Here is a 24,603-nt window from a genome sequence, read left to right as displayed (position 1 = left end):
AAAATAAAGGGGTGATTTTTTGACAGGAAATAGTGAAAATTTAGACATTTTCAAACAATATGTGAAGGGTCTTTGCAAAATTAACGACATTTCTCCCCGGAAACCTAGGTTTGAAACCATCGGAAACACCGTAGTTATTAGTATTAAGAACCATCTAAAAGACGGAGTAGATTTAGATTGTTTTACAATTTTAAACCTGATATACCGAATAGTCGGGCAATCAGGAATAAAATTTAACCAACAATTATTCCTCTATCCAGATTCAGATAGAGTGGATAGAGTAACTGTCTCTTTTAACAAAGAGGATTATGACGCATTAAATTTAAAAATGAAGGATGGAAACATAGAGGATTGAATTTAAGCCCCCTTCAGTTGTAGAAGGGGGTTATTATTACCTTAATAGAGCTTCAAGTTTTGCTTTCGTTCTGTCCGTAAATGCCATCAGGAGTTAGTCCATTCATCAGCTGGAACCGTCTGACGGCGTCTCCTGTGGTTTTGAAAGGCATGTATTTTTCAATACGGTATTGAAGAATGACCAGAAACTGATATCAATTGATTCTAACGAATCTTTGCATTTTCAAGAAACGGAATTTATAGGCACAAGGTCTCTATCAAACACCCAAAAAAAACAGTTACAATCGACACAGGCGCCTAATAATTACCAGAGAGGAGATTTTATGAAGAAAAAAGCAGTTTTAATGAGTATCCTGTCACTGTCTTTGTTAACCACCTCAATTAGTCCAAGTTTAGCTTCAGCCAAAAACACAGAAACAACCCAGACTAAACCCTCTTCGATTCTCTACCAGGATGAATTTGTTCAAAATATGGATGGAGAAAAAACCACAGTCAGAACCGTTGAAGATGTCGACACCATCACCACTACATTCAAAAGTCAAAAAGGAACCCAAGAATTTAAGACAGATAAGGATTCAGGAAAGATTACAGTTAGCAGCAACTATTTAAGTGATGCAGCTGTTAAAGAAAACGAGGAACAAGTCAACCAAATTGCAAAACAGTTTATCGAGGAAAATAAAGAGGCTATCACTTCAAACAATGCTTCTTTATCCAAATTAAGCTCAGATTCAATTGACATTCAGAAAAGAAAAGGTAAATGGGCTTGGAATAAAAAATGGATCAAATACAAAATTTCTGTTCAAGACAAGGCCACTGTTGCGATCATTACATCAGCTATCTTGTCCCAAATACCAAGAATAGGATGGGTAGCAGGTGCTGCTGCTGGGATTTATATTCAATATAATATGAATACTGGCTATTTTAGCGTTAAACATGCAACATCTCTAGATACTGATCAATGTTATCTATGGACCAAAAAACGAGTGAAACTGTTTAAGGATAGTAAGCGAAAAAATTTAAAATTCGATAAGACATCCGAGCCTTATAGAGTTTATATGTGTGGAACTGGTTGATAACCAAAAAAGAACACTCTTTAACTTGGGAAGTCCCCAAAGTCAGAGTGTTCTTTTTTTAATCATGTTTTTTATACAGCGTTTTAAGCAAAATAAATTGGTATGCTCCAAAAAGTAAAGTCAGTATGATCACAGCAGTGATTACTTGTTCAGCCGGTAGAATAAAATAAACAAGAACGAAAGAGAGCAAAAGTACAACATAGCCAATATTAAAGGCCTTTCTAAATGTCATTTAACTCCCTCCTTTTTACAATCATATCATGATCATTGACCACATATAACATTTTTTAAAATTAATTTCCCGTTATCTGTGTATTATTTTTAATGTTCTCGGGGACCCCGCTTCCCAAGTCACATATTCTTTTCTTCTCAGGGCATCCAGCAGCCCTTTTACTGTACTCGTTGAGATTAACTCTAACAGATTCATTAATTCTCTATTGTTGGAACAAACCAGCGTGAGGTTGTAAATTGATCCTCCCTCAAGCAATCCAAAGCCTGTTCTTAAAGCTCTTCATCCGCACTCTTTAGGAGACATCCTTACTCTTTATATAGGTCATACCAAATTTATTTAGTTTCCTCCAATGACTTATAGTAATCAATCTTTTCTTCAATCTTCGTCAAGTTGTCCCTTAACCCTTCAATTTCTTCAAGAACATTTTTTTGATGCGTTTCTAATAATTCTAGTCGCTTGTTTACCGTAGACTCTCCTTGGCTTCTCAGATCAGAAAACCGTATCATGTCAGTAATCGACATCCCAGTTGTTCGTAAACGGATTAAAAAATTGATCCAAGACATATCAGACTCCGCGTACTTCCGATAACCGTTTTTATCCCGTCTCACTTCACGAAGCAATCCTATTTTTTCATAGTATCTTAAAGTGTGGACGGAGAGTTTAGTCATATTTGAAATTTGTTGAATCGTATAAAGTTTTTCCATATAAATCATTTTAGCATAAAAAAGTATTGCTTTAGAGTGTGCTCTAAAGTGTAGCATTTAAATCGAAATTGACTAACCCTAAAGGAGGAAATTGAAATGAGCAACGATCGGTATCAGCGAGGTTGGCAAAAACTTATGGAAGTTGATGGAGAGGGCGGACAACGTGTAATAGATTCACTCAAAGACATTGCTCCTGATCTCGGAAAATACGTAGTGGAATTTGCTTTTGGAGATGTATATCAGAGAGAAGGACTTGATCTAAAGCAACGACAATTAGTTACAATCGCATCACTCACTACACAAGGTGGCTGTGAACCGCAGCTACACGTTCATATCAATGCGGCACTCAATGTTGGACTTTCACCAGGTGAGATAGTAGAAGCAATCATCCACTGTACGCCTTATACCGGCTTTCCAAGAGTGCTGAATACAATCTTTGTAGCAAAACGAATTTTTGAAGAGCATAACATTCAAACGATATCCACTTAATAAATCAGAGGCTTTCCCGTTTAGACGCCAGGGGGAATCCTTGGCGTTTTATCACTATGTTATCTTCTACTTTATCAGAGCAATATTCATTTTCACTATGAAGAGTCTGATCACTGTTAATATACGTTTCCGTTTTGCACACTACCTAATATCATTGTTTATAAAGAGTTTTCGACCTCATCTTTAATGTATTTTTCAATAAATTAGAGTGGTTAAAATTGCCCTTCTGTAATTTCACGCATAATTCCTGACCCCTCTTTTATATGCTGCAGGAGAAACAGCAAGGATATTTTCGATAGTAAACGTCTTTGTTTGACGGCTGGTGAAACAATAAGCGCGTATGTAACTCTGATTAATTTGCCGAACAATAATTGATCTCTTCGTGATAAGACCGTCATTTCTCATATAAATCATATCTAATGCTGTTTTCTCAGTTAATGAACGTTTTAAAATCGATTCCATGCTTTCCTCCTCCTTCTCTACCATTATTTTATACGAACATTAGTTCTATTTCAAGTTGAAAAGAGAATGTTTGTTCTGGTATTATTTACTCAAGGAGGCAATTGAATTGAATGATTTTGAACAAAAAGTATATCGGATTATTTTTAATATGACCCATTTAGGAAAAAATCCTTCGTTGGATCAATTGAAGAGAAAAACTGGGAAAGATGAACGAGCTATACGGGAAGCCGTTAAGAATCTTATGAGGCAGCGTTTGTTAAAATGGGATAAGAAAAAGAATAAATGGATTGTGTAAAAACCCCACCTTAAAAAGATGGGGTTTAACAGGATAATATTACTTAGATATTAATAGCTTTTTCGGCTACATGGAAAGTTCCAGAATCATTCATAGCAGCATATACATTTTCCACATTTAATAAACCTGCAAAAAGAATACCGATTAAAGCGGAGCTGATTAAAAATTTTTTCATTATATAGCCTCCGTAACCTTAAGTATTTGTGTTTGTGCATGTATAGTTCTCTTTAAGAAGCTTCTTCCCTCTGCATAGTTTCTTTGCTCATAATGAAAGTCACCCAATTTTTCTGCTAATTCTGCAAAATCAGACCACAGGCGTTTCTTTTCCAAATAGTCTAAGCTTCGATTTACTTCTGTTTCATTATATTCTTCATATATTGAATTAATGATCTTTAATTTCGCCATATATTCTTCTTCATTAGAATCTTCAGCCCGTTTTATAGCTGTTTCATAAAAGAAACGTGCTTCCTTAGGTTTGTTGCTTTGGTAAAGTACATTTGCCATCATATATAATGATCTTACTCCATACACCGTATCAAGATGTTCTTTCATGTCTATTGCTTTTTTGAAATGCTCTTCAGCTGCACTTAGGTTTTGGGTCCTTAAATAAACTAAGCCTAAATTATGAAAGATCACTCCAATGATCCTTTTTGTCTTTTTCTCATTCATTCCCTCAGCGACACTTAAAGCTTCTCGGTAATATGATTCCGCCTCTCTCAGCCGGTACATATCGTACATATTAGCTCCAAACATCATATTGCATCCGATCACTTTCACCTTATATAATTGATTCTTTTCAAACAAATGCTTAGCTTTTTTCAAATGATTCAGGGAAACAAAATGCTGATCAATTTGATAGTAGGCATCTGCTATTTTATAATGAAATTCAGCTTGTTCCATTTCATCTGAAACTGCAGTCAATTCTTCCTCAGCTTTACGATAATAACTTATCGCTTCAACGTATTCTTTATGATCAAATTCATACATCCCTCGGAAAAATAATGAGTAATATTTTAAAAGGCCTGTAAGTCTTTTTTGCGGTTTTTCTATTTTTTCAAGTAGTTCATCGACTGTGGGACGATCCCGATATCTGTCTTCTGGCTCCAATGAATCTAACATCAATTGATGACGGAAACACATCAACGAATAATAAACAAGTAAATCCTGATCCTCTTCCATTTCCTCTATTTCTTGCTCCACTTCCGCCTTTAAGATTTCTGCATCAGGAACACTGAATTGACGAATCATTTTATACCATTCATTGATCTTGACTCCCACTCGGGATGACGGTAAAACTTGGTCCATACATACCCCTCCCTCTTATGTCTATTTTTGTAATATTGTAACATTTCCAAAAAGTGTTTATACCGCAAAAAAACCGCAAACATTTTCTTCGGTTAGTTTCGTGTGGGATTCATTTTCCAGATAGAAGGTTTTTTGTATTACTCAATATCATAATATGGTAAAATTTTGTTAATCGTTGAAACACGAAGCTTAACAAGAAAGGATATGATCATGAAGGTATTTGAAGCCAAGACGTTGCTTTCTGAAGCAGATAAACGTGCAAAAGAATACAAAGAATTAAGAAGTCAGATGGTCAATCTAAAAAAAGCCTTCAAAGCTGTAGCTGATTTAGATGACAGTGAGTTTTCCGGCAAAGGCGCCGATAATATCAAAGCATTTTATCAAGATCATGCCGGAGTTGCTGACAATTGGATTGATCTAATTGATATGAAAATTGCTTTTTTGACAAGCATTTCAGGCGCTTTAGAGGACGCCAGCTTAGCCGATGCATACATAGAAGAATCCTTTTTAGAACATGAGCTGGCTAACGCCTACACAAAATCAAAATCTATTATGTCAGAACAAAAGAAAGCCATGAAGGATATCTTAAATGATATTGACGATGTCCTTCCGCTTGATTTGTTCTCGACAGAAAACTTCAAAGACGAACTCGCCGATGCCGAGGACAAACGCAAAAAAACAGTCGATAAACTAGGCAACGTGGACGAAGCACTTGTTACTGAATATGCCCAGTCAGAGCCAAACGAGCAATTCATCAAGAAGGACTTCCAAAAGCTTGAGGAATCCACAGGCAAAGGCAAGCATGCTACACCCATCCATTACAATGCCAAAGCTTATCGAGAAAGTGATATACATAAGAAAAAAGGCGATATCGAGAAACAAACTGAAGCTTATTTGAAGATCAAGAAAGATGAAGCGAAAGAACGAGAAATCAAAGATTTAAAGAAGAAGCTAGCTGACGGAGTCACGGATCCGGATGAATACTTAGAAATTGCCAAGAAAGTCGGATATGATAATCTACCCCCTGAACAGATTGAATTTGTCTCATTTCTTGAACAGCGTAAAGCTTTCATGGATAACGGAAAAGAAGTGTTGCAAATCATTGGTGACGGCGCCAAAGGTGCGATTGTTGGTGTATATGATCTTGCCAAAGATACCGGTGAAGGAGCCATTCAACTGGGATGGAATATCGGTTGGACAATTGACACCTTAAACAAGGATCCTCAAAAAGTGCTGGATACAGTTCTGGAATATGACTATCAAGCTGCCTTTCAAAGTATGGTTGACACATTGAAGGATGATTGGGATAAAAAAATGATTCATGGGGATGCATACACACGGATGCACTATGTTACTTACTTAGGCGGAAGTCTTCTGTTATTGAAAGGTGGAAAGTCCTCTGTCTCAACAGGCTCGAAAGATCTTGCTAAAGTTGGGAAAGCAGCTAGTGAAAAGATTAAGAATGGCAATCCATCTGGCAAACCTTATGTTAATCGATATACTCCTGCATTAGAAGGGATTCTACAAGACGCCGGGAATACTATTAACGTTAAAAATACACCGCTTTTAAAGAGATTAGTTCAATCAAAGGATGATTTGTTTACTAAAGCCGCACCTTATACTTACAGAGATGAATACGGAAATCTCAAAACAGTTAACTTAAAAATGGGTCATCTTAAAAACGAAAAACATCCTAAAACTGGAGTTCCATATGATAAAGACGGTTTCCCAATTTTCAAAGCGAAATTTGATACGAAGATTGACTCAAATCTTTATAAGGAAAGCGATTATTTACAATTTAAAGATGCAACCTTAAAATTAAAAGAAGAAATTGAAACGGATCCTTTACTTAGAAATCAATTCAATGACCTTCAAATCGAGATGATTAAAGCAGGCGAAACACCGGACGGTTATACTTGGCATCATCACCAAGAACCAGGGAGGATGCAATTAGTTGACCAAAAGGTGCATCGGAAAACAGGCCATACAGGAGGCCGACACCTTTGGGGTGGAGGAAGTAAGAACAGATAGGAGTTGGACAATATGACAGAGTGGAGATTTGCCGAAAAACCTATTGGGGAAACAACTGTTAAAAAAATCGAAAAGGCATTAGATGTTAAGTTCCCTAACGACTACATTACAACTATATTAAACAACAATGGGGCACGCCCAAGTAAAAAGATATTTGACTTTGAAAATACAAAAGGTGCGGTTTTTAATCGATTACATGGTTTAACTGAGGATAGTTCAAGTTTTATTTTAGAGATCTTTGAAGATTACCAGGATGGAAGAATGCTTTCAGGAATAGTTCCTTTCGCCTGTGATCCTTTCGGTAACGAAATCTGTTTCGATTATCGTCAGAATAAAGAGAACCCTTCCGTGGTATTCTGGGATCATGAGATTGCATATGAAGATCCTGATGGAGCTTTGAGTCATATATGTGATTCATTTACCGAGTTGATTAATAAACTATACGAGGAATGAACGGATAAAGAAAAGACCAGAAATAAATAAGCTCATTGCCCTTCCTCTTTGTGGCAAAGGGCTCTTTTTTTATTTCAATAACTTATTGTTTCACTTTTGTTTCGGACCGCTCAGAATTTCAGGAGTAAGCCATGCATAAGCTGGAACCTTCTCACTGCATCCCTTGAAGGATTTAAAAGGTGATACAAATTTCCTTGAGTTTGATTCACTTTTTTCTGTAGAGTAAAAATAAAAAAGGACCAGCCACATAATAAGCTGGTCCTTTATCTTTAATTAAAGAAATGGTTATGTAAAGGCTTAGAAAAGCCAAAACCTTCTTCTGGTCCCTTTAGCCAGAGAGAGATAAACTTATCGAAATCCACTTCTTTTTCAATGTCTTGCAAAATTCTTTTAAACTCTGCAGTAAAGTTATGAAGAGAGACCTCTTCTCCATTTTTAAGTTTATCAGTGTAATTGCTCGTTAACTCTCTTAATCCCTGATACTGTTTTTCACTTAAATCATAGGCCAAAATTTGATCAAATAAGCCAAACCGATCATAATCAGCTGCTAATTGTTGAACTAACCTTAGTTGAAAAGCCTGCTTCTCGACTTTTTTCTCTAAGTTGTCAAGCCTTTCTTCTACTGTTACCAATTCAAATCACCTCAATTAAAAAGCTAAGAAAGTAAATACATTTGCAATAGTTCTAGCTGTAGAAGATTTTACTCCTGCATCTATTAGATACGAAGACACAGTGTCAATAATTGCATCCTCCACAACATCGCCTCGTTTAACTAACTCGTCCAAAGCATCTGCTACATCATCAGTATGTTTTGCGAATGTTTTTCCTGCTGATCCACCTAACTCATCGACTACCTTACCAACAATTCTCCCTCCATTACGAAGTGCGGAGGCTGTTGTTTTCATCGCTTCTTTAGCAATCCATTTTTTAAAACCATTTGTGTGAAATTCACCAGATTGTTCAGTTGTACTCGTTGGTAATTCGGATAGTTTAGCAGGAGTTTGATAAGTGACTTCTTGCTGTGTCTGTAATGTTACCTCTTGAGCTTTGGCGTGTCCATCCAACGGAAGAACTAATGATAAAGAGAAAGTTAATGCGGATGTTGCTAAAAGTAATTTCTTAAACATGAAATCAATCCCTTTCTTTTAATTTATTTACATGTAAATGATAACATTATATTCCTACTAGAAAAATAATGCTTTTTACTCAAATATTAGAATAATTTTGAACTATCTGCAACAAAATAAACAAAAGTATCTCCTCGAGAAAGATACTCAAGGAGACTATTTATTTACTTCAAGAGCGTTTCAAGTTTCGCTTTCGTAGCTGGTCCATAAATTCCATCAGCTTTTAGTCCATTCATCAGCTGGAACCGTCTTACTGCATCAGCTGTTTTCGGCCCATAGTAGCTATCAATCCCGAAATTTTTGGCTTTCTTATCCGGATAGAAATGCAACGCAGCCAGGGCTGTTTGAATTTGCTCAACTGCACTGCTGTGAATCAACGGGCTTTTCACTTTAAAAATGCCAGAAGGCAGATTAAAAGATGATTTCTTTTTGCTTGAGCTTGATTTCTTCACTGCCTTGGATGAAGTTGTTTTCTTGCTGGATGATTTGCCGCCAAGTGCTTTTAATTCAGCATCAATCGCCGCTTTAACTTCATTCCAGCGTCCCTCGTCTAAAATACGGTGCGGGCAATACTTTCCGCTCCAATCTTGGTGCTTCCGCACACGATCAATGCCCCATCCGCGTTCTTTAAGCAGTTGCGCCACAAACTTGATAGCCAACTTTTCAGCAGCGTAGTATTTAGCCCCTCCCGACTTGCTGTAGCAGATTTCAACACCGATAGACTTACGGTTCCCAGTGCCGTTTGTACCGTCTCCTGTGTGCCATGCATTGCGATCTGTTGGGATGCCCTGCCTTACCTCTTTGTCATCAACGGCAAAGTGAAAGCTCGTTGAACTGGTGTTTCCAATCATGTAGCTGACTTCGTTCGCAGCTGATGCATCATTGTACGTGTTATGAATAGTGATGTATTCCGCGATCATCGGATTAGGGCATTTCAAGCCGTATTTTGATGTTGATACAAGGTTCTTTTTCACTGCAATTGTCATGAAAATCTCTCCTATTCTGTTTTTCAAATAAAAAGAGCCACTGGATTATCCAGCAGCCTGTTCGTCTTTTTCTTTTGTTTGTTCGTTGTCGTTTTCGATTACATGCAGCCGCTCCGTAATGGTAGCCGGAATCTTAACGCCGATCTGTGCTAGGTTCTCTGTAATCGACAGCCCTTCATTTGCGATATAAAAAAGAACGGTTCCAAATGTGAGAACACCGTTCAGGTTAAGAATTGTATCTACTATATTTGCCACAATGACCACTAGAAAACTGAGCATCTTACGCACATAACCGAACCATGCGCTACGGCTGCGGAGCTTTTTGAATTTCCATGCCTTGATTACACCTGTTATAACGTCGATAATGCTGAGAACTAGTAGTAAATCTAGATATTTCACACCTCCAAACAGGTAAACCCTCGCTAAATCTAATGTTTCAAAATTAATAAACACTGTCGTTTCCTCCATTTCTTTGATCACCTCCTTAGAGGCAAAATAAAAAAGCCCTTATTGACTGGCTTCTGTCGTTTCCTCATATGTCTGACCTGTTACCTCGTGGTATTGGTCATGTGTAATGTATTTTGCTTGAACACCCTCTTTCATGTCCTCAACGGAACAATCGTTAAATGCCATAGCCTGCTTTACCATAGATGTTGTAGCCCATTTGTAGAACAACGCAAATACCCAAAAATTAAGATTCACTTGTCATTCCTCCCTTTAAACTCAGTACGTCTAATTTTAAAACCGCCATTTGCTCACCAAGAGATTGATTCAATGCCTCAGCTTCTTTCCTTGCCAGAACTTCTGCGGTAAGCTGCATACCTAAAGCATTTTGAGCCTGCTCAGCTTGTTTTCTTGCAAGTTTTTCGTCCGCCAACTGCTGCCCAAGTGTTGATAACTGTTCCATAATGGGATTCGACTCAACTACATCCTGATACTTGTTTTTTTGATTGTCCTTATATTCTTGATCAGCAGATTCATTCCAAACATTATTATCTATATCAAACTGCGGCCTCCATAAGCCATCGGGAGGCTTTACAGTCGTTGAGTTCTGTGGCATCGGGCTAGCCGGATCATCTAAAATTTTGGGTCTTAGAAAATAAAAATTTTCATCATACAAGAATACTTGCACATTCGTCCCTCCTTACAAAGTGAAATTATTATCTATCGAAACCCCAGAAATGTTTTCCTCAATGTTGGCGTGTTTTCCAACCAATCTTAATTCGCCAGTTGTTTCAGCAATATATTTTGATGTCCCTGTGGTTCCAAAGAGCGTTGCAGCCATCGACTTTTGTGTTAATGGGCGCGCTTCAGCTGGAAGTCTAGCAAAAACACTGTTGAAATCCGGCGAGACTACTTCACCGCGAGTAAACACTTCGTTGCCCCATACAGCATACTGAGGTTTTCTTCCACCAGCCTTATTTCCATTGATTAGCGTTAAGTCATACCAAGTCATTTTTTTGAAATCTGCTTCAGTGATAAGACGTTTCCAGCCCTGCCAACCTAAATTTCCGTCAACATAATTTGTATACATATTGTTCTGGTAATCTACCGCGATAACATATCCAAAAGTGCCATTACCGTCGCTATCTACAGAGGTAAAATGAAAAAATCCCCTCGTTGATAATGTTGTAGGTGCATTTGTTGGCTTACCGGTAGAATAAAAAGTGCCGAATGTTTTGCCGGCTTTAACAATTTTACTTAAAAAGTCGTCTGTATCTCCTATAGACACAAGCACGCCGCCAACATCGTTTGTAATTTTGAAAAGCTGAGCACCATTCCATTTTGTGCGCTCTGTTGCAGATATATGGGCTGTAGTATCTTTAACATGGTTGTCAAACTCTGTTTTGGTTGCCTGTTTGTCATTGGAAACATTACCGAGTCCGACTTGATCTTTTGTCACCCCATGAGGGTTACTTTTATTATTAATGTGTTGATCAGTATACGTTTTTGCGTTTTTCTCGGCTGTATCTGCCTTGTTTTGTGCTCCTGTTGTCGTTTCCTTCGCATTCCAGTTTGAACGCTCTGTGGACGAAATATGCCGCATAGAATCTGTATTGTGTGCGTTGAATTCTGCTTTAGTTGCTTGCTGCACGTTGTCTACGTTCCCTAAACCAACTTGCCCCTTTGTAACTTGGTTGGGGTTATCCCTACGCGCAGCAAATTCATCTGTATAAGCTTTTGCTGTTTTTAAAGCAGTGGAAACATCATCCTGCGTTGCTCCGATCTCTTGCAATTCCTTTAGTGCATGATAGGCCGTATATTGATACCAGTTGAACCAATCCGCAGGGGGATGATCCATCGGTTTGTATCCTTCATCAATGGAGGACTGCGGGGGCCTCTGCCCGGCGTTCCCCCATTCAGGCAATTCTTTTATAAAAGGCATAAAAATCACTCCTTAAATCGGTAAAGGGTAATCATCTTCAGGCTGAAAGATTCCGCCGAGTGTTCCCCCGTCTGTCCCGTCTGTTGAAAATCCATATTGACTCGTTTCTATAGAGTTAGCAGATGACGAAAAACGAAAGGTGCCGTTTAAATCCACATATGCCACCCGCACCCCTGCAGCTACTGTTTTTTGAACAATATTCGAAAACTGTGTTGCGCTCATTCCGACTTTACTCAAAGCCTCAATAGGTGCCTTTTTTACGATAATAGAGGCGGGCTCATCTTCGTTGTTTTCCTTACTGCTTACAATGTGTATTTCACTCGGCTTGCAGTTCAGTGTTTTTGCTAAAGCTTCGATGATCCGGTTTGTGGTGCCGTCAGAAACATTTCTGGCAACCTTGCCACGAATAAGCACACGATAAATTTCATCGGTGGCACGCCCTCGATCCTGTGACACGTTGTCACCAAGTAGATCCAGAGCCTTTCCTTTTGCTGCGTCAATATCCCGCCAGTTCTCAGCTGTAGTCAGTGCGCTTTTAAGTGCTGTCAGCTGTTCATCGACAATTAAAAAAAGCTTACCGATATTGCTCTTTTCATCTTTCAAAAAGGCATCGGTCAGCTTTCCTATTAAGTCTTTAATCATATGAGATTCACCACTATTTCATCAAAATGTACCTGAGCAACCTCTTTAGGTTCAATCTCAATGTTTGACTGTGAAAGGCTTGTCGCATCTTTCCCTATCTTGATCGTTACATCGGAGACACCATCTACTTGATATACCGCGTTGAATAACTGCGACAATATAACATCATCGCCCATTTGTGAGCCGGTATAGTAAGAGCCGTTCGCATCAATTCCCCCGATTTTATAAACGAGATTGTTTTTGATCTGACTAACTCCATCAATAGGGAAAGAAGCATTTGTTTTTAAATCCAGCTGCAGATATATTTTGACTTCCCTTGCAAAATCAAATTTGACGGCATGATCAAGCCCGCTGGCGTCTGTTATCGTAACAACTTGCTCCCCGACCGTTTCAATTCCTGCAGCAACACTGTCAAACAGTGCTTGCGCAACATCATCTTTTGTACCGCCCAGTACATAAGCGTGAATGCTTTTTGGTGGGTTGCCGTCCGCATCGGTCTGCATTGTATTGTTGGCAACAATGTTCGCTGATCTGACGCCTGAAACGTTCAGCAAGGCCGAAATAATACCTCCGTTTGTAGATGCTGAACTGCCCTCAACTGATTTCTTTATACGTGCTCGGAATTCCGAATCTGTTTCCTCGTCGGCACCGCCTGCCGATGGTTCCGGATTTGTAACTGAATACACGCCCTCAGAAGGCTCTGCTTGCACGGTAATGGTATTTGCCGCAACATTGTTTATAACGCCCTTAGAAAGCGAGACAGCCGTCCCTGAGCCTGTCCCATTAGCCTCAATTACAACGTCTTCAATCAATTCAAAATAGATGCCTGATTCCGTAGTAAACTGAGTTTGTTCTTCAATTACGATGTCGGGTTCTCCGGTAAAGGATAGAGTCACAACCGACTCCGCAGCTGGCTCCCGGGTGATTCCCGAGTTACTACCAAGACGATCAAGCTGCACACCCTCAGACTTACTAACAAAGCCACTGTTATAAACTCTTTCTGCAATGTCCCATAGGCCGGCCAGAAACCAAGCGAAAATACGAATAATAATTCCTAACGGTGTTTTACTGGATGTGTTTACATCCTCCCCGAATTGTTCCCGCGCCCGGTCCTCCATACTATCTACAAGCTCGGAATAGGTTTGCCGTTGAAAGCCCGTTTCATCAAGCAAGATCAACACCCCCTATTTCAATTGTTTCTTCATCTTCCTTTGTCATTTTTACATGTACTGAGAGATTGCGTGATTCTTTATTAATCGAAAAGCTCACTGACTCAACACTGGCAATTCGCTCTTCTTGAGAAATCGCATTGATGATGTCATATTGCGCCTCTTCTTGATCAAACTGCTTTCTTAAAATGTTGCTGCGATCAAGGCCGACATGTTCATCAAGATCAAATTCTCCCATACTTGTTTTAAGAATCATTTCTACCGATTGAGCCAACTCAGCGTCACCCTCAACCATCTGCAGCTCTCCGTTTTCGAAGTAGAGATCCCCGTTTTTAAGCTTGAGAGTCTTCATCCTTCCCACACCCCTATGACAACCGGATCATTTATGCTGTGTGTACGTCGGGAATCAGGATCAAAGGTTTGGTTGCCGTCCAGGTTATCAAGTGACCGTTCAGCAAACGAAACAAATACACAGGCCCCCACTTTTATATCAGCCTCAACATGTTTCAAGACAGGTGCATGCTCAATCAAAGGGTATTCATGAAGATATTCACCATCATTGGTTTGAAACAGCAATTTCAGATCAGCAGTATGTTTTTCAGCATTATAATTTACAACCTTCGCTGGTGCCGTTGTATGGATTGACTGTTTTATCCGTTTCTCAAATGCATCAAAAAATCTTGTCGCTTTACTCATTAAATCACCTTACATTCTGTGAAAAAGTCTTTACCGTCAAAAGAATGGGTACCCTCTTTCACTCGATATTTTCCTTTTGCTGTCTTACTGTTCACCTCTATGATTGAGGCTACTGCAATACGATGCTGCAGAAGACATTTCACCTTATACCCTTTGAGATCATCTTCCTCAAATTGTTCTGGCGTTTCTACAAGACCTGTCGCCTCTTCGAGCTTGAAACGTTCGTCATCCCCTTGGCTGAGTGGCCGAATAACAGGACGGCCGCGTCGATAGTACATGACAGCCCCAGCATCATGAATGACCTCTTCAAGATTGTTTTCAATCAATCCAGTGACGCGATAGCCTTTTTTATAAACTTTATTTTTTGGCAGAATGATATTTTTCACTTTGATACCAAGCACACGCAGAAGCTTATCAACAATTTGCCTTGAGGTTGTGCCTGCCTTGAACGTGATTTTCATGTATCTCTTACGGTATCTGACCTCTGTCCGGGTGCCGTAATTCCTGACTGTTTTATATGTCCGGCCGTTTTTGTCTTTTTTTACAGTCACCACTGGTTTTGCGAGCTTGTACCGCTTTTTCACATAATATTTTTCAGCAGGATCAGCGTTTTCAGTGGTAACTTTCATATGTGTGTAATCATCGCCATCTTTTGAATAGATGGCCGTTACCTTATTCAAACCGTCCCAATTATTCAGCACCTTGGTAACTTTACCGATAGTTAAAATACCGTAATCATCTTTATAACCAGCTTGAACAGTGATAGTGCTGCCTTTTTTAATTTTGTTTATTGAATCTTTGCTCAGGTTGTATATTTCAACCTTTGTTTCATTCGGTTTGAAGTCATCATCAAACGGTACTTCAAAATGAATTTCTAAGTCTTTATAGTCGAAAGTTGTCTGTGAACTGCCGTTATCTATCGTGACCTTAACGACGCGCCCAAACAGCATTTTATTCGTTGCCATCGTCTTCTCCCTCCGCATCGTCCGAGACATCATCAATATAAAGAAACACGGTTTGCATAAAATTCTCGTATGTAACCCGTGTTTCTGTATTCGATTCATCCATAGGGATAAGGGAAGGCGCTGGCAGATTTTCATTTACGATGTCTTCCCACAAAGGAACGTTTAATATTAGCTTTTCGCCCAGCACGATTGGTTCCATATCTTGATCGTATAAATCAAGTGAAAAACTATCGTCTGTTTGATTGTAATTGATACGCAAAATGTACGTGTCATCTGCTAAATCAAATTCAAACTGCTGTGGTATGTCCTCTTTGTCAAAAGGAATGTAATCTCTTGATGCCATGCCTTTCCCTCCTTCATCTGATCCTCATTTTGACCCCTATCGGAATTCTTCGGTCCGGCCACGGATTCAGCCGACGCAAAGCATTTACTGTGGTGCCGTATTTTCGAGCGCAGCCCCAATAAGTGTCACCCTTCTTGACCTTGTGGTATAGCTTGCTGGATTTTTTTGTTTTCTTCTTGCTGGCTTTCTTCTTTTTTCCGGCTGTTTTCACTTTCTTTTTGACCCACGGGCTTTTTGCAATACGGATTTCTTGCAACTCAATTGAAATAGCAAAACCGTTTGTGTAATCGCCTGTGTCGCGATCTATCTTTGTGATGATCACATTTTTAGCGACCTTACGCCCGGTATAAGTCAAAAGAGTGCCGGCATAAGCCTGCTTTTTCAGATATTCATAATCACTATTTGCTGTTTTGCCTAATAAATAGCCAGAGACTGTTGTCGTCTCTGGCTTTCTTTGTACATGGTCCGTAATCGGGACCCCTTTTTCAACGGGATATGAAGTTACCTCCACATCCGCGCCGTCAGATTCCTTTTCATTTACAAGATTAATCTTTCCGAGCTTCGCCAATTAATAAGCCCCCTCTGGTGGATAAAGCGACTTCAGCATGTCGAAAACTTCGTCAAATGTTTCAGTTACAGCCTTTTTCACCTTGGTTTCTGCCCCTTCACTGCCGCCCTCAACTTTTACATTGATCGACGGGTTAAACGTGATATTGACAGATGAACTATTCGAGCTTGTAGCAGCCTTTTCTGGTGTGTACCCAGTATCCGCGCCAAGCTCCCGACCCAGTGCAGCATACATTCCGAGTGATTGGTTTCTGTATCGTGGCTCAGTGGTGATGACATATTCTCTAAAGCCGTTTTCACCAAGCGCAGCGACTTGTGGGCTGTTAATGACTCCGCCTGTCGCATAACCTCTATACGGGCCACCATGTGCCATAGACACAAGGCCAGGATGTTTCAAGATGCCGCCGTATCTGCTGTTCAAATAATTGATAGCAGCAAGGATCTGGTCAACTGGATTTTTAATATTTCCGTGACCCGGTTCCTTGTTGGCATTGAATGTACTCGGGATAAACTGCATAAGCCCTTGTGACGGGTGTCCAGCTTTCGCATTTGAATCCCAATTGTTCACGACATTAGGATTCCCGCCTGACTCTTTCATGGCAATGGTTTCAAGTGCGCCAGCATACTCAGAGCCAAGGCCCTTGATTGATAGCGCTTGAGCTACCCACTTTTTGACGGCTTTTGAGCCGCCGCCAGAAAAGCTTTCAGCGTAACTGGACATTTTGCCTTTAACAAAGCCAATCGCATTGTCTTTGACAAATTTAAAGGCCCCTTTCGCCACATCACCGAAAGATCCGGACATAGAAGGAGCTTTGACACCCATTTTTTCTAATACTTTTGTTAAAAGCTTAGATGGGTGCCCGATGTAATCAAAAACATCAAGAGCAACATCTTTCACTTTACCGGCAACGGATTTTACACCATTCCATGCTTTTGTAAAGATATTTCCTTCTGTACCTTTTGCGTAAGCCGGGACTCCTGCTAAAGCAGCTCTTGTCTGTTTCGCAGATAACACCTCAGTGCCTTTCGGAAGGTTCATCAGTGTATCATTTGCAGGGCTAAGTCCCACATGACCTGATGGAGTACGATACATTTCAGGGCCAGCGTTTGCCCCTTTACCGTCTCCCAGTATTGCCGGGCCTCCCGGGTGCCCTCCGGTTCCGTGTGCATATTTAGGCACTTCCCATTTAGGGATATGCTTATCTTTCAAACCGATCTTATCAAGGACCCAGTTCACTCCGCCGATTACACCATTTACACCTTTTCCGAGTGCACCAGCAAGTTTGTTCGCTAAGCTAGTCACACCAGATACAGCCTTATGAGCCATGTTCTTAATTCCATCACCGATTCTACCCGGCAATTTCTTGGCCCCTTCAACTAAGTCGTTGAAACGATCCATGACTTTCTTGCGCAGATCGAAGGCCAATAACGCGACTTTATTTTTTATATAAAGCCATTTGTCAGTGATTGCTGCGCCCATATTGCTTACAAGCTTTTTCACCATTCCGACTGCACTAGAGAAAATCTGCTTCACACCGTCCCACATCATGCGGAAATTCCCAGTGAATAAGCCTTTGAAAACCTTCACTATTCCCATAATAATGCCGATTGCACCCTGTATGATCGCAATGATATTTTTTAGTGCAACTTGTATTATTGAGAGCACAACCGGGAACACAGCAGTCACGATATTTAGGATGAAACGGATCGCTGGAATGACAACAGTTGTGATGATATTCGCCAGAAATTGCAAAAGAGAAACAACAATCGGAAGTGCCGCTTGTATGATTTGCATGATCTGCGGGAATACCTGCTGCACAACTTGAATCAAGATAGGAAGTGCCGCTTGTGCCAACTGTAAAATGATTGTTGCCGCCACAGTAAGCAATTGTGCCACGATTGGAAGAACAGCCATGATGACCTGTTTAATAATCGGGAACACTTGCTGTACCGCTGATAAAATTAACGGCAGCACTTGAACCGCTATTTGTCCGATGGATGAACCTAATAGCTGAATCAATTGCAAAACAATCGGAAGAGCTTGTTGTACAATGCTCAGGATCAACGGGAATGCAAGCTGAATCATCTGGACCAAAATCGGTAAGGCATTTTGCACAATTGAAACAAGGATTCCTGAGAAACTGCCTATCAATTGAATAATGATTGGTAACACCGCATTAATTACGCTCAGAATAACCGGGAAAATCGTCTGGAATCCTTGGACAAGTAACGGCAGAATGCTGCTTGCTATTTGCAAGACACTTGTCCATAAAGTACCCGACAACTGCATCCAAGCTGAAAGCAATTGCTGGATCAGTGGCATGATTTGCGGACCGATTGTCTGGAACGTTTGTGAGATAGATGCAGCAAACAAAACAAGCGTGCCGCCTATTTGAACGAAAGCCTGCTGAAGTTGTCCGGCCAGCTGCTGAAACTGTGGCGTCAATTGCGTGACCAATTGCCCGAAAGACTGTTGAAGCGTGTTGATGATTGGCTGCAATGCCTGAAAAACAGTCGTTAGAACAGATTGTACCGATGTCCATGCTGTCTTTAAGGCCTGGCTTACATTTTGGTTTGTTTGTTGCATGCGATACAAGGCGCCGGCAACACTCAAAATAGCACCGACAGCCACACCGATTGGCCCTGACACTCCGAGGAATGCAAGTCCGATCGCCGCGACAAACGGTGCTACCAATGAAACCATTCCCTTAAAGCTGGATAAACCGACTTTCAGCTGCTCCATGAAACCTGTTACGATTCCATTTAGCCCGTCTGACAGCCCTTTCCCGAAGAAATCCGAGATTGTCTTTCCAGCATTATGAATGAAGCCTGACACGGTTTTCACAGCCGTTTTGTAAGCCGACTCAATACCAGCTACTAATTGAGGGTGTGATTCACCGAGACGATCCCACAGTTTTAAGGACTCGGATTGCATCTTATGAATAGCCGTGATAGCCACTTTTTGCGCGCCCTTAAAACCTTTCATGAAGGCAGGCTTTAGACCCTCAGCCTCTTTGATCATCGTATGGAAAGCACCGACAACCGCCGATTTCCCCATGTCAGCAAAGCGTTTCATCGCGTCTGTCGCTGGCTTGAATCTCTCCTGAAGCTTATCGAAATTCTTGTAAAGCAAATAAATGCCGGTTACAAGGAGAACGATGGCCCCAGCTACGACATACACCGTGCCCGACATAGCAGCCAGCCCGGTTACAACTGGACCAATGAACATCCACAAACTGCTGAGAGCTCCAAGGAAACCATTCACTAACCCTACCCCTATCGCTAGTGGCGATAAAAGTAGGGTTAAAACAGGGATGAGAAGCATAAATCCTTGGATCATTTTGGAGAGTACAGGGTGTGCCTCATTAAACTGAATGATCAGTTTTGCAACGGCCGTAATGCCCTTGTATATCGCCATCGCAAATGCCGCAAACACTTCGATTGCTGGCTGAATGGCTTTTAGTAGTGTACTGCACATCTCTTCCCATGCTTTTGAATAGCCGGGAACTGTTTGTGTTGCCGCTTTATGAAGCCCTTGGAACATGAAAAAGTTTGTAAAGGCTGCACCCAGTGCCACCATTTGAAAACGCATATAACCCTGAGTGATCATCATTGTCATATCGTTAAGCTCTTTCATGTTGGCAGTAGGCCCGAGCATTTTCAGAGCCAAATGCGCAGCAGTACCCTGCTTCGCCATGTTCTCAAGCGTATTTGATACGGCAAGCCCCGCTTTATTGACTTGATATAACGGGTTTCCCATTCGGTCATAGTTGGCCGCGATCTTCTCTGATTGAGTAGACCGGGCCATTAGTGTTCCGACAGTCTGCAACATGCTCATGCGCATCATTTTGTTGTTTTTCATCATGTTGTCTGTGACTTGCTTGTGAGCCCGCCCCAGCCTGTACACTTCATCCATAAACTGCTGATTGGTGCCAGACCAGCTGTCCATCTGGTTCCCTAACTGAAAGAAACCATACTGAGCCCGGATCATTTCATTCCGGAAACCTGACATATTGTATCGTTCATTGTTCCATGCCTGCCGCATCTCGTTCATCATTCGGATTGTGTCTTCTTCCAAACCATGAGTTGAACCGCGCAAAAAGTCCATTTCACGGCTATACTGCCGCACACCCCTATAATCTGGGGCCGGGACAGCTACCGCTGCCACGTTATTTTGAACACTTTGTGTGTTCGGTGTAACGTTTGTGCTTGGTGCAGGCGTACCAATGCGACTCATATCAACGTTATTCAAATTCTCTCTGAGCCTATCAATCTGATCATTTGTATTTATGATTGATGTCTGATCAATATTGATATTCACTTCAGACGGTAGATTCTGAATAAGCCGGCTTGTCTCTTGTACCTGGTTATTCAATAAACCGAAACGTGATGTGACCAAGTCAATTTGTGGCCCCATGCGTTCTAATGTTTGGCTGGCAAGTTGCAGCGAAGAGTTGTCCAGAATCATACTCATGTGTATGTCTCTGAATCTCCGCTGTTCCCTATGAATTTCAGCCATACGAGACTGCATCTGCGAAAACTGACCGCTTGCATCGTCAACATTATCAACGAGCCTATCTATTTGCTGATTTGCTCTTTCTAGAGGGGAGGTATCAACGTTCAATTCAACGTCAATATGCGTACTTCTCAATGCGTCTGACAACGTTCATACCCCCTCATTTCCTTTTGTTCCTTTTGTTTTCTTCCTCAATGTGGATGTCGAGTGCTGCGTTTGCTTCCATCAGTGTATCGAGATCCATCATCGCGACCTCTGAGAAGGAGAACTTCCCAGACATCACGAGTCTATACATAGGCCAGTTGTCACTCGCCTTCTTTTTGTAATACTGCTTTGGTTTCGGTTTCGTCGCTAAGAAAGGTTTGAACCTCTCTCATTAGTTCCATGAACCCTGGGTGCTCATCAAAATAGTTCCAGCTAACTTTTGGAGCAACAATAACTTCTTTCATGTACAGGTCAAATAACGCTGCTGAAGTCGGTTTACCTGTATTCAGGTTGATTGCTTCGTCCTGTAATTCCACCATTCTTTTTGTTCCTGGGTGTTGAAGAGTGTACTCAGTTCCTTTGATAGTTACTTTCTTTTGTTTACCGAATTTTGACATAGGTTTTCCCTCCGCTTGTTTAGTTTGCATATATTGAAAAGCAGCCCTATTGGACTGCTTCTTTGCGTTTGATTTTCTCTTTTTTGCCATAGCTTAATTACTGTTCCAATACTGTATAGTCAAAGACTTGAATCTCGAACTCACGATCTCCAATCTCGTCACTGAATTCAGCGTCAGCAGGCTTTTTGACCATCGCTTCTGTTCCACCGATTTTTTCCTGTCCGCCAGTAACCCAGATAGGGAATGTTTGGGCTGTATTTGCCAGTTTGTTTAGGTACGGCACAAATGGCGATCCCATGGAAAGCGTCAGTGTGATGGTTCCAAGTGGGTTGTTTTTCGTCGCAACACTGACATCACCCTTGGCGCTGACTTTCGTCGAGAACTTTTCTTCATCTTTGGAACACGAAACCATTGTGCCCTCGGAATAACCGGTTACGATTTTCCCGTCAATGTTCGTGTTTACTTCATTTGCATCATAAACATATGCTGCCATTGTTTAGATCCTCCTTAAATTGAGATTTCACCAGTGATTTCAGCAGAATGAACCGCGCCAGCCAGTTCAAAAGTAAAGGACAAGCCGTCGTATACACGATTTTTTCTGTTTTCATCTGTGATTTGATCACGGGTTTTAGTGCTGATTGAATACACTGGCTGCCCGTCTGCATCTTCGGCAACGATGCCATTTGCAAAGGCTGTTTGCAGAACGTTTGTGACCTGTACACTCAGCAATGAAAAACCAGCATTCGAGAACGGGATTTTACCGTTGTTTGAGAATGCTGATTGAATAGAGGTTTCAATATTCAATTTCACCCAGTCTTTGCCGTGCAGCACGTCGATATATTCCCCAGATGCAGTAATGCCCTCGGATGTCTCGTTGTGGCCCGCTTTGGTTACATAAGCAATAGCCCCTTCTGTGTGCAGTTTCTTCAGCTCGTCTGCCTTAATATCTTGAGGCGTGATACCTACGATATTTTTAAACTTCCAAGTTACTGAACCCACTGTATGAGAAGCAACCGAACCAACAAGGCCAGCGTCTGGATGCTCGTCATTTAACGGGTGATAGAAAACGATTGTACGGTCCTTACCTTTGTAAGAAGCAACTTCTTCACGGTCAGTTACCTGTAAGACTACAAATTTATATGACTTCTCTTCCATCGCTTTTGCAGCTTCCAGCCTTTCATCCGCTGTCGCATCAGCAAGGATCAAGAAGTGCCAGTCATTATCGAAATACTCGTCAAACGCATTCCGAATGGAGAATGTTCCTTGTGTAGTAGCTCCTTCTTCTGGTGTTTCTGTGCTGCCTCCATAAGTACCGATGGCAACCTTTGAAGGTGCATTGTCACCCTGCGCAAAAATAGCCGCAGCCTTTTTATATGCTGCTGTGGTTTCCGCATAGTCTGCCTTAATAGCTTCTAATGAGCCATAATCTTTATATGTGTTGTGGCCGTCTACCTTCGCAAGAATCAGAGGTGTTCCCAATCCTTTAAGGCTGGACGGTTTCACTAAGTCAATTTTGACTGTAACGTCACTAAGTGGCATATGATTTACCCTCCTGTATTTTCAATTCGCACAGAGTCGAAAACCTCTGCATTTGCTTCACCATGAGACACACGAGTTCTAAAGCGCGTATCGAAGCCGTGACGACGTTCTGTGTCGATTGTGATAAATGTATCTCGATTACCGAAACCGTCGTTCCTGACCCACACCAGCCCATTATCATGAAGTTTTTGACGTGCTTCAGCTGTTTTGAAGTACGCCGCTGTTTGTTGAGCAAGGGAAATGGCCTCAATATGGCTGTTTGAAACCCATGTAAAAGAGAAAACAAGCTCGATGTCTTCCGTTAACACTCCCTGTTCTTCAATGCCTCTATGTTGGGGCAAATACGGGGATGTCACGGTATACGTGCAAAAAGGGTAGACAGGTTGTTTCCCTGTACCATTTGCGACGATAACGACATAGCCTGTTTTCTCTCTAATCAGTCCCAGAACTGTTTGTATTATGCTGTTGTAGTCCATCTGAATTGATCACCGCCTTTAAGATATAGCTGTTGAAATCGGCATACGTCCCATAAGGCGTCATCGCTTCAACATCAAAGGTGGCACCATCAAAAATCACCTGAGCTTTCAGAGGAATTTCATTCTTGATAAATAGCTGCCTGTCCATAGATGTAAGCCGGCCGCCAGATTGATAGATCAGTTGTGACTGTAAAGGAACTATTGCCCCTCTTTCGTCTGATTTTGTCGGTTTCGGTGGCACCCATTCGCCGAGATCATCGTATGAGCCTTCTTCAGATGGAATAAGCAATGTAAAATCAACGCTGTACCGCTCAATCAGATCAGAAAAAATGAAATGATTCCCCATCAGCTTTCAACCTCATAATTCATAGAGCCAATCATTTCCCCAGTATCAACCAATGGATTTGAAGAGCCTTTTTCCTCGGTTGTAAATGGATGGTTGGCTGGGTTCCGCAAGTCTCTGGCATACACTTGAAGCCGCCCTTTCGCAAGCAGGCCGACTGTTTCCATGATGTCATTCATTGAATCGCCATTCTCTAACGCTCTATTGACCAGATCTTCAACCTTTTGAACAATCTCTTCCTCGTTCTCGTCCCATCCAGCACGGATGAAAGAACGCTCTGGAATATTGATATATTGAGTTTCTTTCTTGAGATACAGCCCTTTTGCAGCAAGATAATTCCGCATGCGATCAGTTACAGCAATACGGCAACCGAATTCGTGAACAGCTGCGATCATTTGCCGCTCACTGTCCAGGATTCCAACTTTCACCTTACCGACTGAACCGAGGTTTCTTATGATTTCTGGAATACGGTTGCTATCTCGTACCCGAATGTTTCTATGCGCCATTTGATCACCTCAGTGCCCTAAAACGTATTTTTCTGTAGGGCCGGAATAACTCATGAACAGGATTGAGCCTTTCTTCATCAGCCGCATAGGATCTACTCATGCCCCCTATTGATTCAGATAAGACACCTGATGGGCTTTCCCTCTCAATCTTAATTAATAGGGCGATCCCCTTTTTTACGGCCGGAGGAAGAGACACAGTATTATCTGGACCAACAAAGAGATTGTTGCAGTATGCCATCGCATATGAAATACCATCTTCCAGATCAATTTGCAGTTTGGCATCCTGCGATGTGTCATCAGCCGGGATTCCCAGCCTGACTTTTAATTCTGCCAAGTCCATTT

34 protein-coding genes and 1 pseudogene are annotated in these 24,603 nt (G+C 41.2%); 6 read left to right on the top strand and 29 right to left on the bottom strand.

Translation table 11 applies throughout. The annotated features are described in order from the left end of the window. The first annotated feature begins 19 nt into the window (after positions 1–19). Complete coding sequence (locus MTN95_RS04955) at positions 20–355, top strand: hypothetical protein (protein ID WP_248337232.1); 336 nt, start codon at positions 20–22, stop codon at positions 353–355. A gap of 36 nt (positions 356–391) precedes the next feature. Here the strand turns inward: MTN95_RS04955 and MTN95_RS21635 are convergent. Further along, positions 392–491: pseudogene (locus MTN95_RS21635) on the bottom strand (peptidoglycan-binding domain-containing protein); the annotation flags it as partial. Positions 492–677: 186 nt separating this feature from the next. Here MTN95_RS21635 and MTN95_RS04945 point away from each other — a divergent pair. Continuing rightward, positions 678–1,427: a hypothetical protein gene (locus MTN95_RS04945; RefSeq protein WP_248337230.1), complete on the top strand. Its 750-nt coding sequence runs from the start codon at positions 678–680 to the stop codon at positions 1,425–1,427. Positions 1,428–1,485: 58 nt separating this feature from the next. On the opposite strand, the gene MTN95_RS04940 is transcribed toward MTN95_RS04945, so the two are convergent. From MTN95_RS04940 to MTN95_RS04930, 3 genes are all read right to left on the bottom strand, one after another. Continuing rightward, positions 1,486–1,659 carry a hypothetical protein gene (locus tag MTN95_RS04940; protein WP_248337227.1) on the bottom strand — a complete coding sequence of 58 codons (174 nt, stop codon included), beginning with the start codon at positions 1,657–1,659 and terminating at the stop codon, positions 1,486–1,488. Between the two features lie 72 nt (positions 1,660–1,731). After that, positions 1,732–1,854 carry a hypothetical protein gene (locus MTN95_RS04935; RefSeq protein ID WP_248337225.1) on the bottom strand — a complete coding sequence of 41 codons (123 nt, stop codon included), beginning with the start codon at positions 1,852–1,854 and terminating at the stop codon, positions 1,732–1,734. 137 nt (positions 1,855–1,991) lie between these two features. After that, positions 1,992–2,363 carry a MerR family transcriptional regulator gene (locus MTN95_RS04930; protein ID WP_248337223.1) on the bottom strand — a complete coding sequence of 124 codons (372 nt, stop codon included), beginning with the start codon at positions 2,361–2,363 and terminating at the stop codon, positions 1,992–1,994. Between the two features lie 96 nt (positions 2,364–2,459). On the opposite strand from MTN95_RS04930, the gene MTN95_RS04925 reads away from it, so the two are divergent. Further along, positions 2,460–2,852, top strand: coding sequence for a carboxymuconolactone decarboxylase family protein (locus MTN95_RS04925; protein WP_248337221.1), 393 nt, complete (start codon positions 2,460–2,462; stop codon positions 2,850–2,852). Positions 2,853–3,086: 234 nt separating this feature from the next. Here MTN95_RS04925 and MTN95_RS04920 read toward each other — a convergent pair whose 3' ends face one another. After that, entirely contained in the window at positions 3,087–3,314 is a 228-nt protein-coding gene (locus MTN95_RS04920) for a hypothetical protein (protein WP_044156343.1), read from the bottom strand. Positions 3,315–3,420: 106 nt separating this feature from the next. Here MTN95_RS04920 and MTN95_RS04915 point away from each other — a divergent pair, with 106 nt between their 5' ends. Next, a complete protein-coding gene (locus MTN95_RS04915; RefSeq protein ID WP_044430359.1) occupies positions 3,421–3,609 on the top strand; it encodes a hypothetical protein in 189 nt (62 codons plus the stop codon). 43 nt (positions 3,610–3,652) lie between these two features. Here MTN95_RS04915 and MTN95_RS21505 read toward each other — a convergent pair whose 3' ends face one another. Further along, positions 3,653–3,784 (bottom strand): hypothetical protein, encoded by a 132-nt coding sequence (locus MTN95_RS21505; RefSeq protein ID WP_255004112.1) that lies wholly within the window; start codon positions 3,782–3,784, stop codon positions 3,653–3,655. After that, positions 3,784–4,914, bottom strand: coding sequence for a Rap family tetratricopeptide repeat protein (locus MTN95_RS04910; protein ID WP_044156345.1), 1,131 nt, complete (start codon positions 4,912–4,914; stop codon positions 3,784–3,786). Before MTN95_RS04910 ends, MTN95_RS21505 begins: the two co-directional genes overlap by 1 nt. Before the next feature lie 210 nt (positions 4,915–5,124). On the opposite strand from MTN95_RS04910, the gene MTN95_RS04905 reads away from it, so the two are divergent. Then, on the top strand, positions 5,125–6,945 hold the full coding sequence (locus MTN95_RS04905; protein WP_248337218.1) for a T7SS effector LXG polymorphic toxin: 1,821 nt from the start codon (positions 5,125–5,127) through the stop codon (positions 6,943–6,945). A 12-nt stretch (positions 6,946–6,957) separates the two neighbouring features. Continuing rightward, positions 6,958–7,398, top strand: coding sequence for an SMI1/KNR4 family protein (locus tag MTN95_RS04900; RefSeq protein WP_248337216.1), 441 nt, complete (start codon positions 6,958–6,960; stop codon positions 7,396–7,398). Between the two features lie 269 nt (positions 7,399–7,667). Here the strand turns inward: MTN95_RS04900 and MTN95_RS04895 are convergent, their stop codons facing one another. From MTN95_RS04895 to MTN95_RS04790, 22 genes are all read right to left on the bottom strand, one after another. Continuing rightward, positions 7,668–8,030 carry a hypothetical protein gene (locus MTN95_RS04895; protein WP_248337214.1) on the bottom strand — a complete coding sequence of 121 codons (363 nt, stop codon included), beginning with the start codon at positions 8,028–8,030 and terminating at the stop codon, positions 7,668–7,670. 15 nt (positions 8,031–8,045) lie between these two features. After that, positions 8,046–8,525, bottom strand: a complete 480-nt coding sequence (locus MTN95_RS04890; protein WP_248337212.1) for a hypothetical protein — start codon at positions 8,523–8,525, stop codon at positions 8,046–8,048. Between the two features lie 164 nt (positions 8,526–8,689). Further along, positions 8,690–9,511, bottom strand: a complete 822-nt coding sequence (locus MTN95_RS04885; protein WP_248337210.1) for a peptidoglycan recognition protein family protein — start codon at positions 9,509–9,511, stop codon at positions 8,690–8,692. A 45-nt stretch (positions 9,512–9,556) separates the two neighbouring features. Beyond that, positions 9,557–9,979 carry a phage holin family protein gene (locus tag MTN95_RS04880; RefSeq protein WP_041052495.1) on the bottom strand — a complete coding sequence of 141 codons (423 nt, stop codon included), beginning with the start codon at positions 9,977–9,979 and terminating at the stop codon, positions 9,557–9,559. A 39-nt stretch (positions 9,980–10,018) separates the two neighbouring features. Next, on the bottom strand, positions 10,019–10,213 hold the full coding sequence (locus tag MTN95_RS04875) for an XkdX family protein (protein WP_041052497.1): 195 nt from the start codon (positions 10,211–10,213) through the stop codon (positions 10,019–10,021). Beyond that, positions 10,203–10,643 carry an XkdW family protein gene (locus MTN95_RS04870; protein ID WP_041052499.1) on the bottom strand — a complete coding sequence of 147 codons (441 nt, stop codon included), beginning with the start codon at positions 10,641–10,643 and terminating at the stop codon, positions 10,203–10,205. Before MTN95_RS04870 ends, MTN95_RS04875 begins: the two co-directional genes overlap by 11 nt. Positions 10,644–10,655: 12 nt before the next feature. Further along, positions 10,656–11,897: a hypothetical protein gene (locus MTN95_RS04865; RefSeq protein ID WP_248337208.1), complete on the bottom strand. Its 1,242-nt coding sequence runs from the start codon at positions 11,895–11,897 to the stop codon at positions 10,656–10,658. Positions 11,898–11,909: 12 nt separating this feature from the next. Beyond that, complete coding sequence (locus tag MTN95_RS04860; RefSeq protein ID WP_199680908.1) at positions 11,910–12,539, bottom strand: hypothetical protein; 630 nt, start codon at positions 12,537–12,539, stop codon at positions 11,910–11,912. Continuing rightward, a complete protein-coding gene (locus MTN95_RS04855) occupies positions 12,536–13,720 on the bottom strand; it encodes a baseplate J/gp47 family protein (protein ID WP_248337206.1) in 1,185 nt (394 codons plus the stop codon). Before MTN95_RS04855 ends, MTN95_RS04860 begins: the two co-directional genes overlap by 4 nt. Next, positions 13,704–14,060 carry a contractile injection system sheath initiator gene (locus MTN95_RS04850; RefSeq protein ID WP_248337204.1) on the bottom strand — a complete coding sequence of 119 codons (357 nt, stop codon included), beginning with the start codon at positions 14,058–14,060 and terminating at the stop codon, positions 13,704–13,706. The genes MTN95_RS04855 and MTN95_RS04850 overlap by 17 nt, the downstream gene beginning before the upstream one ends. Then, positions 14,057–14,404 carry a Gp138 family membrane-puncturing spike protein gene (locus MTN95_RS04845; protein WP_248337202.1) on the bottom strand — a complete coding sequence of 116 codons (348 nt, stop codon included), beginning with the start codon at positions 14,402–14,404 and terminating at the stop codon, positions 14,057–14,059. The genes MTN95_RS04850 and MTN95_RS04845 overlap by 4 nt, the downstream gene beginning before the upstream one ends. Then, complete coding sequence (locus MTN95_RS04840; protein WP_248337200.1) at positions 14,404–15,369, bottom strand: phage protein; 966 nt, start codon at positions 15,367–15,369, stop codon at positions 14,404–14,406. Before MTN95_RS04840 ends, MTN95_RS04845 begins: the two co-directional genes overlap by 1 nt. Beyond that, complete coding sequence (locus MTN95_RS04835; protein WP_248337197.1) at positions 15,356–15,712, bottom strand: phage baseplate plug family protein; 357 nt, start codon at positions 15,710–15,712, stop codon at positions 15,356–15,358. The genes MTN95_RS04840 and MTN95_RS04835 overlap by 14 nt, the downstream gene beginning before the upstream one ends. A gap of 13 nt (positions 15,713–15,725) precedes the next feature. Then, positions 15,726–16,280, bottom strand: coding sequence for a LysM peptidoglycan-binding domain-containing protein (locus MTN95_RS04830; protein WP_015715399.1), 555 nt, complete (start codon positions 16,278–16,280; stop codon positions 15,726–15,728). Continuing rightward, the gene (locus tag MTN95_RS04825) at positions 16,281–20,942 is read right to left on the bottom strand and encodes a transglycosylase SLT domain-containing protein (protein ID WP_248337195.1); all 4,662 of its coding nucleotides are present in this window, start codon (positions 20,940–20,942) and stop codon (positions 16,281–16,283) included. Positions 20,943–21,100: 158 nt separating this feature from the next. Further along, complete coding sequence (locus MTN95_RS04820) at positions 21,101–21,397, bottom strand: hypothetical protein (protein ID WP_089030046.1); 297 nt, start codon at positions 21,395–21,397, stop codon at positions 21,101–21,103. A gap of 97 nt (positions 21,398–21,494) precedes the next feature. Further along, positions 21,495–21,890, bottom strand: a complete 396-nt coding sequence (locus MTN95_RS04815; RefSeq protein ID WP_015715395.1) for a phage structural protein — start codon at positions 21,888–21,890, stop codon at positions 21,495–21,497. A 14-nt stretch (positions 21,891–21,904) separates the two neighbouring features. Continuing rightward, the gene (locus tag MTN95_RS04810; RefSeq protein WP_248337193.1) at positions 21,905–22,936 is read right to left on the bottom strand and encodes a DUF3383 family protein; all 1,032 of its coding nucleotides are present in this window, start codon (positions 22,934–22,936) and stop codon (positions 21,905–21,907) included. Positions 22,937–22,941: 5 nt separating this feature from the next. Continuing rightward, a complete protein-coding gene (locus MTN95_RS04805) occupies positions 22,942–23,412 on the bottom strand; it encodes a phage neck terminator protein (protein ID WP_248337191.1) in 471 nt (156 codons plus the stop codon). Further along, positions 23,369–23,758, bottom strand: coding sequence for a hypothetical protein (locus tag MTN95_RS04800; protein WP_248337189.1), 390 nt, complete (start codon positions 23,756–23,758; stop codon positions 23,369–23,371). The genes MTN95_RS04805 and MTN95_RS04800 overlap by 44 nt, the downstream gene beginning before the upstream one ends. Continuing rightward, positions 23,758–24,261, bottom strand: coding sequence for a hypothetical protein (locus MTN95_RS04795; protein ID WP_248337187.1), 504 nt, complete (start codon positions 24,259–24,261; stop codon positions 23,758–23,760). Before MTN95_RS04795 ends, MTN95_RS04800 begins: the two co-directional genes overlap by 1 nt. Before the next feature lie 4 nt (positions 24,262–24,265). Further along, positions 24,266–24,601: a phage head-tail connector protein gene (locus MTN95_RS04790; RefSeq protein WP_248337185.1), complete on the bottom strand. Its 336-nt coding sequence runs from the start codon at positions 24,599–24,601 to the stop codon at positions 24,266–24,268. Between the last annotated feature and the right edge of the window lie 2 nt (positions 24,602–24,603).

Origin of the sequence: Bacillus sp. 2CMS4F (assembly GCF_023161785.1) — a bacterium.
GTDB lineage: Bacteria > Bacillota > Bacilli > Bacillales > Bacillaceae > Bacillus > Bacillus halotolerans.
This window is presented reverse-complemented; position numbering and strand designations above follow the sequence as displayed.

Bases quoted from the DNA above. Each gene is read 5' to 3' on its own strand.
- MTN95_RS04945 (WP_248337230.1), top strand. From the start codon at position 678: ATGAAGAAAAAAGCAGTTTTAATGAGTATCCTGTCACTGTCTTTGTTA.
- MTN95_RS04940 (WP_248337227.1), bottom strand. From the start codon at position 1,659: ATGACATTTAGAAAGGCCTTTAATATTGGCTATGTTGTACTTTTGCTC.
- MTN95_RS04935 (WP_248337225.1), bottom strand. From the start codon at position 1,854: ATGAATCTGTTAGAGTTAATCTCAACGAGTACAGTAAAAGGGCTGCTG.
- MTN95_RS04930 (WP_248337223.1), bottom strand. From the start codon at position 2,363: ATGGAAAAACTTTATACGATTCAACAAATTTCAAATATGACTAAACTC.
- MTN95_RS04925 (WP_248337221.1), top strand. From the start codon at position 2,460: ATGAGCAACGATCGGTATCAGCGAGGTTGGCAAAAACTTATGGAAGTT.
- MTN95_RS04920 (WP_044156343.1), bottom strand. From the start codon at position 3,314: ATGGAATCGATTTTAAAACGTTCATTAACTGAGAAAACAGCATTAGAT.
- MTN95_RS21505 (WP_255004112.1), bottom strand. From the start codon at position 3,784: ATGAAAAAATTTTTAATCAGCTCCGCTTTAATCGGTATTCTTTTTGCA.
- MTN95_RS04910 (WP_044156345.1), bottom strand. From the start codon at position 4,914: ATGGACCAAGTTTTACCGTCATCCCGAGTGGGAGTCAAGATCAATGAA.
- MTN95_RS04905 (WP_248337218.1), top strand. From the start codon at position 5,125: ATGAAGGTATTTGAAGCCAAGACGTTGCTTTCTGAAGCAGATAAACGT.
- MTN95_RS04900 (WP_248337216.1), top strand. From the start codon at position 6,958: ATGACAGAGTGGAGATTTGCCGAAAAACCTATTGGGGAAACAACTGTT.
- MTN95_RS04890 (WP_248337212.1), bottom strand. From the start codon at position 8,525: ATGTTTAAGAAATTACTTTTAGCAACATCCGCATTAACTTTCTCTTTA.
- MTN95_RS04885 (WP_248337210.1), bottom strand. From the start codon at position 9,511: ATGACAATTGCAGTGAAAAAGAACCTTGTATCAACATCAAAATACGGC.
- MTN95_RS04880 (WP_041052495.1), bottom strand. From the start codon at position 9,979: ATGGAGGAAACGACAGTGTTTATTAATTTTGAAACATTAGATTTAGCG.
- MTN95_RS04865 (WP_248337208.1), bottom strand. From the start codon at position 11,897: ATGCCTTTTATAAAAGAATTGCCTGAATGGGGGAACGCCGGGCAGAGG.
- MTN95_RS04860 (WP_199680908.1), bottom strand. From the start codon at position 12,539: ATGATTAAAGACTTAATAGGAAAGCTGACCGATGCCTTTTTGAAAGAT.
- MTN95_RS04850 (WP_248337204.1), bottom strand. From the start codon at position 14,060: ATGAAGACTCTCAAGCTTAAAAACGGGGATCTCTACTTCGAAAACGGA.
- MTN95_RS04845 (WP_248337202.1), bottom strand. From the start codon at position 14,404: ATGAGTAAAGCGACAAGATTTTTTGATGCATTTGAGAAACGGATAAAA.
- MTN95_RS04840 (WP_248337200.1), bottom strand. From the start codon at position 15,369: ATGGCAACGAATAAAATGCTGTTTGGGCGCGTCGTTAAGGTCACGATA.
- MTN95_RS04835 (WP_248337197.1), bottom strand. From the start codon at position 15,712: ATGGCATCAAGAGATTACATTCCTTTTGACAAAGAGGACATACCACAG.
- MTN95_RS04820 (WP_089030046.1), bottom strand. From the start codon at position 21,397: ATGTCAAAATTCGGTAAACAAAAGAAAGTAACTATCAAAGGAACTGAG.
- MTN95_RS04815 (WP_015715395.1), bottom strand. From the start codon at position 21,890: ATGGCAGCATATGTTTATGATGCAAATGAAGTAAACACGAACATTGAC.
- MTN95_RS04810 (WP_248337193.1), bottom strand. From the start codon at position 22,936: ATGCCACTTAGTGACGTTACAGTCAAAATTGACTTAGTGAAACCGTCC.
- MTN95_RS04805 (WP_248337191.1), bottom strand. From the start codon at position 23,412: ATGGACTACAACAGCATAATACAAACAGTTCTGGGACTGATTAGAGAG.
- MTN95_RS04800 (WP_248337189.1), bottom strand. From the start codon at position 23,758: ATGGGGAATCATTTCATTTTTTCTGATCTGATTGAGCGGTACAGCGTT.
- MTN95_RS04795 (WP_248337187.1), bottom strand. From the start codon at position 24,261: ATGGCGCATAGAAACATTCGGGTACGAGATAGCAACCGTATTCCAGAA.
- MTN95_RS04790 (WP_248337185.1), bottom strand. From the start codon at position 24,601: ATGGACTTGGCAGAATTAAAAGTCAGGCTGGGAATCCCGGCTGATGAC.